We start from the raw sequence: 14873 nt of genomic DNA, 5'->3' as shown, positions 1-14873 counted from the left end.
GGGCGGGTCTTATCCTGCCCGGAGTGATTGGCTCGGTCACATTTCATTTTTCAGACGCGAGAGCACATCATGGCAAATCAAAAGAACACGTCCGGGAACGCGGCAGCCAAAGCGCTCGGTAGTATCAAGGGATTGATTGTATTTCTGCTCCTGCTTTCAGGGGTCATAAACATTCTGGCATTGACCGGCGCTTTCTACATGCTCCAGATCTATGACCGAGCGCTGGTCAGCGGCAGCGTCCCGACGCTTGTCGCTATTTCTGTTCTGGCAATCGGGCTTTATCTCTTTCAAGGCGTCTTCGACGTAATTCGCACCCAAATTCTCATTCGTGTCGGCGCGCGATTGGACCGTAGATTGGCACCCGTCGCGCATCAATTGGTCGTCGACATGCCCCGCCTGGGATATTCCACCTCCGAGGCGCTCGAACGGGGTCGAGATGTCGACACACTGCGTGGTTTCTTCGGGTCTCAGGGACCGATTGCATTGTTTGACCTGCCGTGGATGCCGATCTTTCTCGCATTCGTCTACTTTCTGCATCCGATGCTGGGCGCCCTGACGATTGGTGGCGCGTTTGTTCTGGCCACACTGGCGATCACGGCGGAATTGCGGACCCGGAGTTGGAGCAATTCCACCGTGTCAGCGACGATCGAGCGCAACGCAATCGCGGATTCGAACGCACGCAACGCTGAGGTTTTGAAGGCAATGGGCTTTGCGTCGCGGGCCGTTGCGCGTTTCTCGGCCGCCAATGATCGGCACCTGGAACTGCAAACTCGCACCAGCGACATATCAGGCACCTATAGTGCCATTTCGCGGGTGCTTCGGATGTTGCTGCAGTCGTCGATCCTCGGGCTCGCGGCTTATCTCACCATTCGCGGTGAATTGTCGGCCGGGGCTATCATTGCGGCAACCATTGCTTCGGCCCGTGCCATGGCTCCGATAGACCTAGCGATTGGAAATGCAAAGAACATGGAATCTGCGCGCACGTCATGGCGTCGCCTGCGGAACACTGTCGAAGTGCTCGAAAATCAACCCAAACCGATGTGGCTACCGGGCCCGAAATATAACCTGAAAGTGGAGGCCATCACTGTAGCTGCGCCAGCAACCGGGAGAGTTTTGCTCAGCGACATCACCTTTGAGGCAGCGGCAGGACAAGCTGTCGGGATCATTGGGCCGAGTGGTGGAGGAAAGACCACGCTGGCCCGCGCATTGACCGGCATCTGGCCCTCGTTGCGGGGATCAGTTCGACTGGACGGTGCCGAGTTGACGCAATGGAGTGACGACGACCGCGGGACGCATATCGGTTACATGCCCCAGGATGTCGCCCTGCTCGACGCGACGGTTGAAGAGAACATCGCGCGTCTCGCTGAAACGCCTGACCCAGAGGCGATCGTTGCTGCCGCACGCGCCGCAAATGTGCATGAGATGCTCGTGCGGCTTCCAGACGGATACCGGACATACTTAGGACCGATGGGCACGTCGATTTCGGGCGGACAGCGGCAGCGTCTGGGATTGGCGCGTGCGCTCTACAAATCACCATTCTTGGTCGTCCTAGACGAGCCCAATGCGCATCTTGACCCCGAAGGAGAAGCCGCTCTGACCGCGGCCATTGAGGGAGTCAAAAAGCGCGGCGGCATCGTTGTTCTGATCGCTCACCGACCCTCAGCGCTTCAGGCATGCGACCTGATCGGCGTGATCCAGGCTGGAAAGATGACCGCATTCGGTCCACGAGAGCAAATTCTGAACCCGAAACCTGTTTCGGTTGCCAGCGCAACCAAGCCTTCTGTGGCCTCAGAACGGCATTCGACAGAGACACATGTCGAAAGTCACATGCTGGATGAGGGACGCAAGGCGAAGAAGGGAGGCTGATCGTGATTGACGTCAAAAGTTTCCGCTCCGCAACGACCGCGCAATCGGACCCCTCCGACCCCTTGGGATTGGAACAACCCGAACAGAGTCAAACCAAACTCCTCAGCGGCTGGTTCGTCGGCCTTATAGGGTTGGGGCTCTATCTTCGCTCTTTTCTATGGTCAGACCCACATGTCGCGGCCGTAGCAGAAGACGAACCGCCGGAGGAAGACACCGAAGAGCTCACTGAAAGCCGTAACACTTCGGGTCTGGCACCCCATGAAAATGTCCCTGACGACAGCGTTGGACGACCGGGGGCACCTTGGGTTGAAGAAGGACCAACGATCGTATCATTCCGATATCCGGTGGTTCTAGGCCGATTTGAAAGCATGTTCATCGAACCGCTTCCAGACTTGGTTTTTGGCACAGAGATTCCACGCGTAACGGCGAACACCATTCTTCCGCCGTTCAACTTATTCCCGGGCATTAACAAGTTTCCCCAAAACAACGTTGTGGAACCGGGGTCTCCGCCCTCCATCCCCGATCCGAGCGACGAGACGGAACCCGAGGGTCCTCCGACCGTGGCAGAAGAAGAAAACCCGGATCAAACTGAGACCGATCCACAGCCGGATCGCAACCGTGCCCCGCGCAACTCAAGTGCCGTTTACCTTGGGGATATCGGCAGCGGTGCCGTGCTCGCTATTTCCTTGGCTCATCTTCTGTCTGAGACACAGGATCACGATGGCGATCTTCTAGGGGTTTCAATCAACGGCAGCACTGTGGGTCATATGGACCCCAAAGGCGATGGCTGGCGCTATTTCGCAGATACAGATGCTCTGGGCGAGGTCCAAATCGAGTACTCGATCAGCGACGGCGCGTTCAGCATTGATCAGACTGCAATTTTGAACGTAATCGAAAACATCTTTACAGGAACTGATGGCGAAGACCTGATAGTTGGCACGCGAGGGCGCGACGCAATTTTTGGATTGGACGCTGACGACAATCTAGCCGGGTTGGGAGGGCGTGACAGGATTTACGGTGGCGCAGGTGATGACAATATTTCCGGCGGCGACGGCGACGATAGCCTATTCGGCAATGATGGTGATGACCTGATTGCCGGAGGAGATGGTGACGATTGGATCTCCGGTGGTGCGGGCGATGACCGTCTCTATGGCGAGGGCGGCAACGACGTGATCTACGGAGACGCTGGCCATGACGAAATATACGGTGGCGACGGCAAGGACAAGATTTTCGGCGGCCGAGGTAATGATACCGTCGAAGCTGGTGATGGTGATGACGAGGTTAACGGCGGAGCCAACAACGACGTCCTCGACGGAAACGCTGGCAATGACCATGTCGATGGCGGAAGTGGAAAGGATCAGATTTTTGGTGGCACCGGCGACGATACCGTCATTGCGGGTGCCGGTGATGACGACGTGCAAGGCGAGGACGGCGACGACCTCATCCATGGCAACGCTGGCGATGACGCTCTCAATGGCGGTGACGGCCAGGACCATATCTTTGGCGGCACCGGAGACGATACCGTCGAGGCGGGTGCCGGCAATGACAAAGCGTGGGGCGAGAACGGTGACGATCTCATTCATGGAGAGTCAGGCGATGACGCCCTCCACGGCGGAGCGGGCCAAGACCAGATCTTTGGCGGCACCGGAGACGATACCGTCGAGGCGGGCGCCGGCAATGACAAAGCGTGGGGCGAGGACGGCGACGACCTCATCTATGGCAACGCAGGCGATGACGCCCTCAACGGCGGAGCAGGCCAAGACCAGATCATTGGCGGCACCGGCGATGATACCGTCGTTGCGGGTGCCGGTGATGACGAGGCGTGGGGCGAGGACGGTGACGACCTCATCCATGGCAACGCTGGCGACGACGCCCTCCACGGCGGAGCAGGCCAAGACCAGATCATTGGCGGCACCGGGGTGGTGTCAGACCAATGCGAACTAATCTCTCTTTGCCCAAACCCGCTCATGTCAGATTGCACAGAGTTGACGCCACTCGGCGAGAGCGGCGGCGCGGTTGGCCTTGAAATTCTGTCGGCTGTAGAGGGCGCGCTCGTGGTTGAAATGGTTGTGGACTGAGGCGTGAACGGAGGCGAATTTCTGCAACGTTCGCATGCTGCGGAACCGCTGCATGGCGCGCTCGCGCCTTCGAAACGGAAGGTGTGAGTTTTCCGCACGGTTGTTCTTGCGATGACCGGTGTCTTGTTTGTCGGAGTTGCCGGCTTCTTTCATCGCAGCACCGTAGGAGCGCAGCTTGTCGGTCACGTAGACATGAGCACGGCCATGCCGTTTCATCGTTTTCTTAAGGAATTTCAATGCAGCCTTGCGATCCCGCTTCTTCGAGACGAAGGATTCAAGAACTTCTCCTTCGTGATCGACCGCCCGCCAGAGGTAGTGGGTGACACCGTTGATCTTCACGAAAACTTCGTCCAAGTGCCAGCGCCAGTGAGGAAGGGAGCGCATCCGTTCGACACGCCGTTTGCGGATCTCAGCGGCAAACATCGGGCCGAAGCGGTTCCACCAGAACCGAACGGTCTCATGGCTGATGTCGATGCCGCGCTCGTGCAACAAATCCTCGACATTGCGCAGCGACAGAGGGAACCGGATGTACATCATCACCGCTAGGCGGATGACCTCGGGGCTGGTCTTGAAGTACCGGAAGGGGGAGCGCTGGGTCATCCGGCGAACCTATTCGGGCACCCCCTCCATCCCAACCAACTTTCTTCTGACAAAGCCCGCAGGCCCCATCACAAGTGCCGCGCGGTGCAGCATCGGGCTGTCGTAGAGACGCCCCTGCACCCGGCGCACAAGGGCCCAGACACCGAGGCCCAGCATGGCAAAGCCGATGGCGATCATGATGCGGAACGACCAGAAGACGATGGCAACGGGGGCTGCTCGTCGCGCGGCACGGATCGCAGCCCGTCCAGCGGCGCGTTAAGGTCGTGCTTGAGGATGAGCGAGGACAGCTTCGGAATACCAAGCGCATAGTCGAGTTCCTGATTCTCCTGATCTGGAATGCCGAAGAGGTAAAGCGGCGCGCCCTCGGGGTGGCTCTCGAAGTGACCCTCCATCGCCATGACCTTGGCGGGCTGATGCTCCAGCGTGTTGAGCCCGTGCAGGTCGCCCGCATAGATTTGCAGCGGGGTCACGATCACCGCCATCCACATCGCCATCGAAAAGCCGACGCGCGCGGCGGCACTTGCCCGGTCGCGCAGCAGGTGAAGCGCACTGACCGCGCCGACGACGAAGGCGGTGGTCAGGTACGCCGCCATGACCATATGCACGAGGCGATAGGGGAAGGAGGGATTGAACACGATCGCCCACCAGTCCTCTGGCACGAATTGCCCGACCTCGTTGATGCCATGACCCTGCGGCGTCTGCATCCAGCTATTGGCGCTTAGGATCCAGAAGGCCGACATCAGCGTGCCGAGCGCCACCATGGCGGTGGCGAACATGTGCAGACCGTCGCCGACCCTCTCGCGCCCGAAGAGCATGATGCCGAGAAAGCCCGCCTCGAGAAAGAAGGCCGACAGCACCTCATAGGCCATCAGTGGCCCGATCACCTGCCCGGCCTTGTCGGAGAACACTGACCAGTTGGTGCCGAACTGATAGGACATGACGATGCCCGAGACCACGCCCATGCCGAAGGCGACGGCAAAAATCGGCTTCCAGTAGTCGAAGAGCGTAAGATAGGTCCGGTCGCGGGTCCTGAGCCAGAGCCCGTTCAGCACGGCAAGATAACTGGCAAGGCCGATGGTGAAGGCCGGCAGGATGATGTGGAACGAGACGGTGAACGCGAACTGTATCCGCGCCAGTGTCTCGGCTGAAAACGATTCGAACATGATCTGTCCTTTCGATAGCTTCGACGATCAGCTAGCGCGGCCCTCTCACATATGCAATATTCCAAATATATCTTTGTTGTGGCGAAACCGCGCAGGGTGCGATAGCCTTTCACATGGCAAATGCGGTTCATGACGCTTATGTCCCGGTGCTGACCCTGCAAAAGAAAGACGATCATCCATGCGGCTGACCAGTTATACGAACTACGCGCTTCGGTGCCTTCAGCTTGCCGCGCTGCGCGCGCCCGCCCTCGTGCGGGTCGATGATGTGGTCAAGGTGCATGGGTTGGCGCGTCCGCATATCGTCAAGATAGTGCATGAATTGGGCAAGGCCGGGTTCATCGAGACGCAACGCGGGCGCGGCGGCGGCTTTCGTCTCGCCCGCGCGCCGGAAAAAATCACCGTGGGTGAGGTCGTGCGCCTGACAGAAGGGCCTTTTGACCTTGTTGAATGCTTCAACCGCGCCACCAATACTTGCCCGCTGATCGGCATCTGCAAGCTGTCCTCCACCCTCGCGCAGGCGACGCACGCCTTTCTGGACGTGCTTGACGGGGTGACGATTGCCGATATCGCCGCCAACCGCGACGAGCTGCTCGGGCGTATCCTGCCCTTGCAGGAAGGGATCGTCGCGCCGCTTCGGACGGCGGGCTGAAACCGTCGGTCCACCACGGTATACCCTGCGACATATAGTTACATTTCATATACAGGTTAAACAGTCATATTCATACGATAGAATATGATTGACTCAATCCGCGTGACATTGTCACTGACCGGTCGAGTCCAAATGTCTACGCTAAATGTAACTTAACTTTAACGGGAGAAAATCCATGACTGCCAATATCGGAACGATTGACCGGGCCTTGCGCGTGCTGATCGGCATCGCGCTTCTTGTGCTTGCCTTTGGCGGGTTTGTCCCCGCTCTGGCCGTGGGCGCGCCCAAATGGGTCGCGGTTGCTGTGGGGATTGTGATGCTGGCCACGGCGGGCATGCGCTTTTGCCTGCTGTATCGGATTTTCGGCATCCGCACCTGCCAACGCTGAGCGAAAAAAAGACATGAGAGGAGACACCATCATGACCGATTATCCTGTGAACATGGACATCAAACCCGAGGTCGAGGCGTTCTTCGACGAAGATACCAACACCATCAGCTATACCGTCAAGGACCCTGCCTCGGACGCCTGCGCGATTGTCGATTCGGTGATGGATATCGACTATGCCGCCGGGCGGATCACCTATACCCATGCCGACAAGATGATCGCGCGCGTCAAGGCGCGCGGGCTGCGCCTCGAATGGATCCTCGAGACGCATGTCCATGCCGATCACCTGTCGGCGGCCCCCTATATTCAGGACCAGTTGGGCGGCAAGATTGGCATCGGTGAGAATATCCTCATCGTGCAGGACGTGTTCGGCAAGATCTTCAACGAGGGCACCGAATTTCAACGCGACGGCAGCCAGTTCGACCGCCTGTTCAAGGACGGCGACACCTACACCATCGGCGGCATGACCTGTTTCGCCATGCACACTCCCGGCCATACCCCCGCCTGCATGACCCATGTCATGGGCGACGCGGCCTTTGTCGGCGATACGCTCTTCATGCCCGATGGCGGCTCGGCACGCGCGGATTTTCCGGGCGGCGATGCGGCCACGCTTTATGACAGCATCCAGAAGGTATTGGCGCTGCCCGACGAAATGCGGCTCTTCATGTGCCACGATTACGGCCCCAACGGCCGCGACATCGCGTGGGAGACCACGGTAGCCGAGGAAAAGGCCCATAACATCCACGTGGGCGGCGGCAAGACGAAGGAGGATTTCGTCAAGTTCCGCACCGAGCGCGATGCGCAACTGGCCATGCCGAGGCTGATCCTGCCCTCCTTGCAGGTCAATATGCGCGCAGGCGAAGTGCCCACCGATGCGGACGGCCGTCCGATGCTCAAGCTGCCGATCAACGCGCTCTGAGCACGGGCCTGAGGACACCCAAAAGGGAGGAAACGCGATGCAACTCAACAAGGTGACTGACGCCCTGTCGGTCAGCCCACAGATCACGGCAGAGGATGTGGCGGCGATCCGCGAAGCGGGTTTTCGCGCCATCCTCTGCAACCGGCCCGATGGTGAGGGTGCCGATCAGCCGAATTTCGAGGAGATCGAGGCCGCGGCCAAATCCGCCGGTATCGAGACGCGCTATCAGCCGATCACATCAGGCATGGTGCGCGACGAGGATGCCGAGGCCTTTGGCACGGCGCTGATGGAACTGCCCGGCCCGATCCTTGCCTATTGCCGCACCGGCACACGCTCGGCCACGCTCTGGTCATTGAGCCAGGCCAAGACCCGCCCGGTGCCCGAAATCCTCGCCTCAACCAAGGCCGCCGGTTACGACATGGCCGGGGTCGCCCGGCGGATTGTCAATGGTGGCAAGACCCCCACCGATACGGGCGATGCGAAGTTCGACGTGGTGATCGTCGGCGGTGGCGCGGGCGGCATTGCCGTGGCCGCGAGCCTGCACGCGCGCAAGCCGGGGCTGGAGATCGCCGTGATCGACCCGGCGGAAATCCACTACTATCAACCCGGCTGGACCATGGTGGGCGGCGGCATTTTCGAGGCGCCCGAGACCGCCAAGACGATGGGCAGCCTCATTCCGCGCGGCGTGCATTGGATCAAATCCGCCGTCGCCGCGTTCGAACCCAAGGACAATGCCGTGATCCTCGACGGCTGCCGGGTGGTAAAATACGACCGTCTCGTCATCTGTCCGGGGCTGAAACTCGACTGGGCGGCGGTCGAGGGGCTGGAAGAAACGCTGGGGCGCAACGGCGTCACCTCGAATTACCGCTACGATCTGGCACCTTACACCTGGCAACTGGTGCAGGGGCTAAAGGAGGGCCGCGCGCTCTTTACCCAGCCGCCGATGCCGATCAAATGCGCGGGCGCACCGCAAAAGGCGCTTTATCTCTCGGCCGATCACTGGTTTCGCACCGGTCGGCTCAAGGATATCGAGATCGGGTTCTGCAACGCGGGCGGGGTGCTCTTCGGGGTCAAGGACTATGTGCCCGCGCTGCAATCCTACATGGACAAATATGGCGCGGCGCTGAATTTCTTCCACAATCTCGTCGTCATAGACGGGCCTGCGCGCCGCGCGACCTTCGAGGTGAAAAAGCCCGATTGTGACCCTGAACGCGTGACGATGGAGTTCGACATGATCCATGTCTGCCCGCCGCAGGTGGCACCGGATTTCATCCGCGTCTCACCCCTGGCCGATGCCGCCGGGTGGATCGACGTGGATCAGGCGACGCTGCGCCACAAGACCCATGACAATATCTGGTCCTTCGGTGACGTGATGAACGCACCCAATGCCAAGACGGCGGCGGCGGCGCGGATACAGGCCCCGGTGGTGGCCGAGAATATCGTGGCCGACATCAACGGGCGCGAACCGGTGGCGCAATATGACGGCTACGGCTCCTGCCCACTGACGGTGGAGCGCGGCAAGATCGTGCTGGCCGAGTTCGGCTATGGCGGGGTGATGAAACCCAGCTTTCCCAAGTTTCTGATTGATGGGACAAAGCCCAGCCGACTGGCCTGGCTGCTCAAGGAAAAGATGCTGCCGCCGATTTATTGGAAGGCAATGCTCAAGGGCCGCGAATGGATGGCCCGCCCCGAAAAGATCAGCGCAGGGGGGTAAACCCGTGCGTTTGTCCGACCAAAATGGCCCCGGCTCGCCGCGCCGGGGCCTGTTTCCTTGATACACCCTGCACCCGAAAGACCACCACTCATGCCCTCTCTTGCCCGCTATTTCCCACCCCTTGATTGGGGCCGCAGCTATAGCCGCGACACGCTGACCAACGATCTGATGGCGGCGGTGATCGTGACGATCATGCTGATCCCGCAATCGCTGGCCTATGCGCTTCTGGCAGGGTTGCCGCCCGAGGCGGGGATCTATGCCTCGATCGTGCCGATCATGTTCTATGCCCTCTTCGGCACGTCGCGCGCGCTAGCCGTGGGGCCGGTGGCGGTGGTCTCGCTGATGACGGCTGCGGCGATCGGACAGGTGGCCGAGGCAGGCAGCATGGGCTATGCGGCGGCGGCGCTGACTCTGGCGCTTCTGTCGGGCGCGATGCTGCTGACGCTCGGGCTGCTCCGGCTTGGGTTCATCGCCAATTTCCTCAGCCATCCGGTGATCGCGGGTTTCATCACCGCCTCGGGCATCCTCATCGCCACGAGCCAGCTCAAGCATATCCTCGGCGTGCCTGCGGGCGGGCATACGTTGATCGAGATGCTGGGTGCCCTTGCCGCGCATCTGAACGCTGTCAACTGGCCCACTGTGATCATCGGCGTGCTGGCGACGGGGTTCCTGTTCTGGGTGCGCAAGGGGCTTAAGCCCCTGCTGTTGCGCGCGGGGCTCAGACCACGCATGGCCGATATCCTCGCCAAGACCGGGCCGGTGGCGGCGGTCGCGGTCTCCACGCTCGCTGTCTGGCTCTTCGGGCTGGACGGGCGCGGCGTGGCTATCGTGGGCGCGGTGCCGCAAGGCCTGCCGCCGCTGACCTTGCCCGACCTCTCGCCCGATCTCGTTTCGGCGCTGGTGCTGCCCGCCGCCCTCATCTCGATCATCGGGTTTGTTGAATCGGTCTCGGTCGCGCAGACGCTGGCCGCGAAAAAACGTCAACGTATTGATCCAAACCAAGAGCTGATCGGGCTGGGGGCGGCCAATCTCGGCGCGGCCTTCACCGGCGGCTATCCGGTCACCGGGGGCTTTGCCCGCTCTGTGGTGAATTTCGACGCCGGTGCCGAGACCCCCGCCGCCGGGGCCTTTACCGCCGTGGGGCTGGCCATCGCCGCCGTGGCGCTGACGCCGCTCATTTTCTTTTTGCCCAAGGCCGTGTTGGCAGGCACGATCATCGTCGCGGTCCTGAGCCTTGTGGATTTCTCGATCCTGCGCAAATCCTGGGCCTATTCCTATGCCGATTTCGCCGCCGTGCTGGCCACAATCCTCCTTACCCTCGGGCTGGGCGTGGAGGCGGGTGTCTCGGCCGGCGTAATCCTGTCGCTGACGCTGCATCTCTACAAGACCTCGCGCCCGCATGTCGCCGAGGTCGGGCTGGTGCCCGGCACACAACATTTCCGAAATGTGTTGCGCCACCGGGTCAAGACCAATCCCGCGGTCCTGACCCTGCGGGTCGATCAGAGCCTCTATTTCGCCAATGCGCGCTTTCTGGAGGACATAATCCAGGACCGCGTGGCCGAGGATTGCCCGATCCGGCATGTCGTACTCATGTGCTCGGCCGTGAACGAGATCGACTTTTCCGCGCTCGAAAGCCTCGAGGCCATCAATGAACGGCTCAAGGCGGCTGGCATCACCCTGCATCTGAGCGAGGTCAAGGGCCCAGTCATGGATCGCCTCAAACGCAGCCATTTCCTTGACGAGCTGACAGGCAAGGTATTCCTGTCGCAATATGACGCCTGGACCGCGCTGGTGCCCAATACACCCCGCGCCGCCTGAACGCGAAACGCAAGCGAACATCTCCGCTTGTTTTTCCGGTGAAGGTGCGTATTCATATTCTAATAATGGAATATGGAGACGTGCGATGCCCTTGACCCGCCGCAGACTGCTTGAACTTGCAGCAGCCATCCCGCTCGCACAGATCGCAGGGGGGGCGCAGTCGCTGACCCTTGGCGCGGGACGGCTCGATACGCTGAGCGACGGGCATCTGACCCTGCCGCGCGATTTTGTCCTCGGCTCGTTGAACGAAGCCGAGGCGGGGCCGATCCTCGCTGCGCACGGGATCACGGGCGATACGGTGTCGCCGCCCTGCAACCTGACGCTCTGGCAGGATGGGCCGCGCAAGGTGCTGTTCGATGCCGGGTCCGGTGCAGGCTTCATGCCAAGTGCGGGCAAGCTGTCCGAGGCGCTCGATGCCGTGGGGGTGGGCGCGGACGAGATCACCCATGTCATCTTTACCCATGCCCATCCCGATCACCTCTGGGGGGTGCTGGACGATTTCGACGATCCGGTCTTTGTAAATGCCAGCTACATGATCGGACAGGCGGAATGGGAGTACTGGACCAATCCCGCAACGGTCGAGAGCATCGGCAAGGCGCGTGCCGCCTTTGCCGTGGGGGCGGCCCGGCGTCTCGCGGAGATCGAGGACCGAATCGAGTTCATTCTCGACGGGCAAGAGGTTCTGCCCGGCATCCTCGCCCATGACAGCCCCGGTCACACGCCGGGCCACATGGCCTTTGAGGTCCGGCAGGGTAGCGAGGCCGTGATGGTGGTGGGCGACGCCATTGGCAATGGCCACTTGGCGCTGGCGCGTCCCGATTGGCCATCGGGCTCGGACCAGGACGCCGAGACCGGTATCGCCACGCGCACCCGGCTTCTGGACATGCTGGCCACCGACCAGATGGCGATGGTGGGCTTTCACCTGCCCGAGGGCGGTCTTGGCCATGTCGAACGCCACGACGGCGCCTATCGCTTCGTGCCGGAGGCCTGAACCCATGCGCACGCTTCTGGTCCTGCTCTGCCTCACCGCCCCTGCCCTTGCGCTTGCCAGCGAGGATATCGCCGATCAATATCCCGGCTCGCCGCTTTATTCAAAACCGGTGGAGGTCATCCCCGGCGTGTGGTCGGCCATCGGTGCCACCGCGCCCCCGACCCATGAGAACGCGGGGCATAACAACAACCTCAGCTTCATCGTCACCGGCGAGGGGGTCGTCGTGGTGAACTCGGGCGCGTCCTATGCCCTCGCCGAGGCGCTCCACGCGGAGATCCGCAACGTCACCGAAGAACCGGTCCGGCTCGTCCTGACCGAGAACGGTCAGGGCCATGCCATGCTCGGCAACGGCTATTGGGTGGATCAGGGCGTGCCGGTCATCGCCCATATGGACGCGGCGGAGGAATTCGCCGATAAGGGCGGCGGCGATCTGGCGGCGGCGCAGCGCGTCACCGGCGACCAGGCCGAGCGCACGCGGGTTGAGCCGCCGACCGAAACCTTCGAGGAGGACTATATCGTCGAGATGGGCGATTTCCGCATCGAGGCGCGCCATCTCGGCCCCGCGCACAGCCCCGGCGATATCGTCGTCTGGCTGCCCCGGCAAAGCCTTGTAATCTCGGGCGACATGGCCTTTCACGAGCGCATGTTGCCGATCTTCGAAAACACGATCACCGCCGACTGGCTGGAAACCTGGGACACTGAGTTCGAGCCGCTCAACGCCAGCTATGTGATCCCCGGCCATGGGCACCCGACGAACATGGATCAGGTGCGCCGCTATACCAAGGGTTACCTTGAATACCTGCGCGCGCGCATCGCCGAGCATATCGAGGCGGGCGGCGATCTGGCGGGGGCCTATTACGTCGATCAGTCGCCCTATCGCAACCTCGATACATATGAGGAACTGGCGACCAAGAACGCGGGCCGGGTGTTCGAGCAGATGGAGTGGGAGTAACGCTCAGGCGAGCGCAGGGCGCGCGGCCACATAGCGCAGGACCAGATGCGTCGCCATCGCGCCGATCCACATGGCACCAACGGCAACCCATGCGGTCAGCGCGAAAATCGCCCCGCCCGACATGCCGGCCCCCACGGCGCACCCCCCAGCGAGCATCGAGCCGAACCCCATCAACGTCGCCCCAATGAGATAACGCTCCATTGGCGTGTCGGAGCCGAACCGCTCGATCCGCCATTCCCGCGTGATCAGCGCCATGGCCGCCGCGCCGACAAAGACGCCGGGCACAAGCCCGACGCCAAAGCCAAGCGGCAGCGCGGTCTCGTTGACCAGCCCCATGAGCGTGTCGGTCGAGGGGCCGGTAAAAGTCACCGAAGAGATCGCCACCACCTCGAAGGACACCTGGGCGATGGCATAGGTCGCAATCCAGCCAAGCCCAACCGCCAGTCCGACAAGTGCCGCGGCAACCGCGTGGGACGGGCGCACCTGCCGGGCATGGGCAAGAGCAAAGGACCCCAGCAACACCAGCGCGGCAATGCCCGCAGCCGACCCGGATGAGAGGTTGAGAGTGGTCAGCAGGTTGCGCGCCGCCCCTCCCGGCACCGTCCAGAGTGCGGCCAGATATTCGCGGGCGGGCGAAAGAAACCCCCGCAGCGAAGCCTGCGCCACCAGCGTCAGAACCAGCCCCGCGACCAGCGCGCGCAGGTTGCCGCTGGCCGAGAGCACCAGCAGGCGGCTGGCACAGCCGCGCGCAAAGATCATACCCGACCCGAACATCAGCCCGCCGATGAGCGCGCCGGAAAGCGATCCGGTGGCCGCGAGTGGGCGGGCGTCGCTGACATCAAGCCAGCCAAGCGCGATAGCGGCCTGCACCGAACACACACCTGACGAGAAGGCGATGAGCCAGATGGCGAGGCGCGGCCCGACATGGCGTTCGGCCAGTTCCACCGTGGACGCGCGCAGGCAGAACCGTGAATGTTGCGCCGCCGCACCAAAGAGAAGGCCCACCAACGCGCCGGCCATGGCTAGCACTGCACCGTCTCCATAAGTGTCGATCAGGGATTCCAGCATGGCAGGCATCCATCCAGAGTTCATGAAGTCAGCTTACACATTCGCCCAAGAGAATGTCTTGACTTGGGTCAACCGGGCCGCTGTGCTGCGGCCCGGTCCTTGGGCTTATTCCAGCGCCTCTTGCACGATCTCGTCCAGAAACGCCTGCACCTTCTGCATCTCGCCCTCGGGGTAATTGCGATAGCCGATCAAGACCTCGCCCCCTTGGTCCGCAACGAAGATGCCATAGGGGCAATGGGCGATGTTCATCGGATCGGCCTCCATCACCTCGCGCGAGAGGGTGGCGGAGCAGAACAGAAAGATATCCGCCGCCTCGAATATCTTCACGTCGCTGCCGACATCCGCGCCGGTCCGGTTCAGCATCTCGCCCACGTGGCTCTGGAGGTCGATGACCAGCCCACGACCGACAATCGCACTCTCGACGGCAAAGGTGGCGTCGTCAAAGCTGCCTTCATAGGGATAGGTGGTGGCCTGCTCGGCCGCAGCGACAGGCAGGGCCATGAGGGCCAGAGCTCCGGCCAGAACTGTGCGTTTCATTGAAAAGTCTCCTCTTTGCGCGTGGTCATCGCGCGATTTCAGTTAAACATGTCCGCGGTGATCCCCGCATACCAGCCGACGGATTCCTCATAGGTCGCCTTGCGGGTTCCGGCGTCCTCGCCAGTCTGCGAGA

At 61.6% G+C, this 14873-nt stretch carries 13 protein-coding genes and 1 pseudogene; 9 read left to right on the top strand and 5 right to left on the bottom strand.

All coding sequences use genetic code 11. The features are described from left to right. The first annotated feature begins 69 nt into the window (after positions 1–69). Together ACSSVY_RS19095 and ACSSVY_RS19090 are read left to right on the top strand one after the other, a co-directional pair. A complete protein-coding gene (locus tag ACSSVY_RS19095; RefSeq protein WP_454271342.1) occupies positions 70–1866 on the top strand; it encodes a type I secretion system permease/ATPase in 1797 nt (598 codons plus the stop codon). A 560-nt stretch (positions 1867–2426) separates the two neighbouring features. Next, a complete protein-coding gene (locus ACSSVY_RS19090) occupies positions 2427–3944 on the top strand; it encodes a calcium-binding protein (protein ID WP_454271340.1) in 1518 nt (505 codons plus the stop codon). Here ACSSVY_RS19090 and ACSSVY_RS19085 read toward each other — a convergent pair. Both ACSSVY_RS19085 and ACSSVY_RS19080 read right to left on the bottom strand, forming a co-directional pair. Further along, positions 3837–4544, bottom strand: coding sequence for an IS6 family transposase (locus tag ACSSVY_RS19085; RefSeq protein ID WP_454271338.1), 708 nt, complete (start codon positions 4542–4544; stop codon positions 3837–3839). The genes ACSSVY_RS19090 and ACSSVY_RS19085 overlap by 108 nt on opposite strands. Positions 4545–4592: 48 nt before the next feature. After that, a pseudogene (locus tag ACSSVY_RS19080) lies at positions 4593–5707 on the bottom strand (cytochrome ubiquinol oxidase subunit I); the annotation flags it as partial. A gap of 178 nt (positions 5708–5885) precedes the next feature. On the opposite strand from ACSSVY_RS19080, the gene ACSSVY_RS19075 reads away from it, so the two are divergent. The 7 genes from ACSSVY_RS19075 to ACSSVY_RS19045 all read left to right on the top strand — a co-directional run bounded on the left by ACSSVY_RS19075 (position 5886) and on the right by ACSSVY_RS19045 (position 13135). Next, the gene (locus ACSSVY_RS19075) at positions 5886–6356 is read left to right on the top strand and encodes an RrF2 family transcriptional regulator (RefSeq protein WP_454271336.1); all 471 of its coding nucleotides are present in this window, start codon (positions 5886–5888) and stop codon (positions 6354–6356) included. Between the two features lie 175 nt (positions 6357–6531). Beyond that, complete coding sequence (locus ACSSVY_RS19070) at positions 6532–6744, top strand: YgaP family membrane protein (protein WP_454271334.1); 213 nt, start codon at positions 6532–6534, stop codon at positions 6742–6744. A 31-nt stretch (positions 6745–6775) separates the two neighbouring features. Beyond that, a complete protein-coding gene (locus ACSSVY_RS19065; protein ID WP_454271332.1) occupies positions 6776–7660 on the top strand; it encodes an MBL fold metallo-hydrolase in 885 nt (294 codons plus the stop codon). 37 nt (positions 7661–7697) lie between these two features. Next, positions 7698–9374 (top strand): TIGR01244 family sulfur transferase, encoded by a 1677-nt coding sequence (locus tag ACSSVY_RS19060; protein WP_454271330.1) that lies wholly within the window; start codon positions 7698–7700, stop codon positions 9372–9374. Between the two features lie 90 nt (positions 9375–9464). Continuing rightward, on the top strand, positions 9465–11192 hold the full coding sequence (locus tag ACSSVY_RS19055) for a SulP family inorganic anion transporter (RefSeq protein WP_454271329.1): 1728 nt from the start codon (positions 9465–9467) through the stop codon (positions 11190–11192). 85 nt (positions 11193–11277) lie between these two features. Beyond that, positions 11278–12183: an MBL fold metallo-hydrolase gene (locus tag ACSSVY_RS19050; protein ID WP_454271327.1), complete on the top strand. Its 906-nt coding sequence runs from the start codon at positions 11278–11280 to the stop codon at positions 12181–12183. Positions 12184–12187: 4 nt separating this feature from the next. Next, complete coding sequence (locus tag ACSSVY_RS19045; RefSeq protein ID WP_454271325.1) at positions 12188–13135, top strand: MBL fold metallo-hydrolase; 948 nt, start codon at positions 12188–12190, stop codon at positions 13133–13135. A 3-nt stretch (positions 13136–13138) separates the two neighbouring features. Here the strand turns inward: ACSSVY_RS19045 and ACSSVY_RS19040 are convergent, their stop codons facing one another. The 3 genes from ACSSVY_RS19040 to ACSSVY_RS19030 all read right to left on the bottom strand — a co-directional run. Continuing rightward, a complete protein-coding gene (locus tag ACSSVY_RS19040) occupies positions 13139–14203 on the bottom strand; it encodes a YeeE/YedE family protein (RefSeq protein ID WP_454271323.1) in 1065 nt (354 codons plus the stop codon). Between the two features lie 105 nt (positions 14204–14308). Next, positions 14309–14740, bottom strand: coding sequence for a DUF302 domain-containing protein (locus tag ACSSVY_RS19035; RefSeq protein ID WP_454271322.1), 432 nt, complete (start codon positions 14738–14740; stop codon positions 14309–14311). Positions 14741–14778: 38 nt separating this feature from the next. Beyond that, positions 14779–14873 (bottom strand): FCSD flavin-binding domain-containing protein (locus ACSSVY_RS19030; RefSeq protein ID WP_454270214.1); only part of this gene is annotated, 95 nt, incomplete at its 5' end.

The sequence above is a fragment of the Roseovarius sp. MBR-51 genome, from assembly GCF_053628575.1.
The sequence above is the reverse complement of the archived record's forward strand: the minus strand, read 5'-3'. Positions and strand labels throughout refer to the sequence as shown.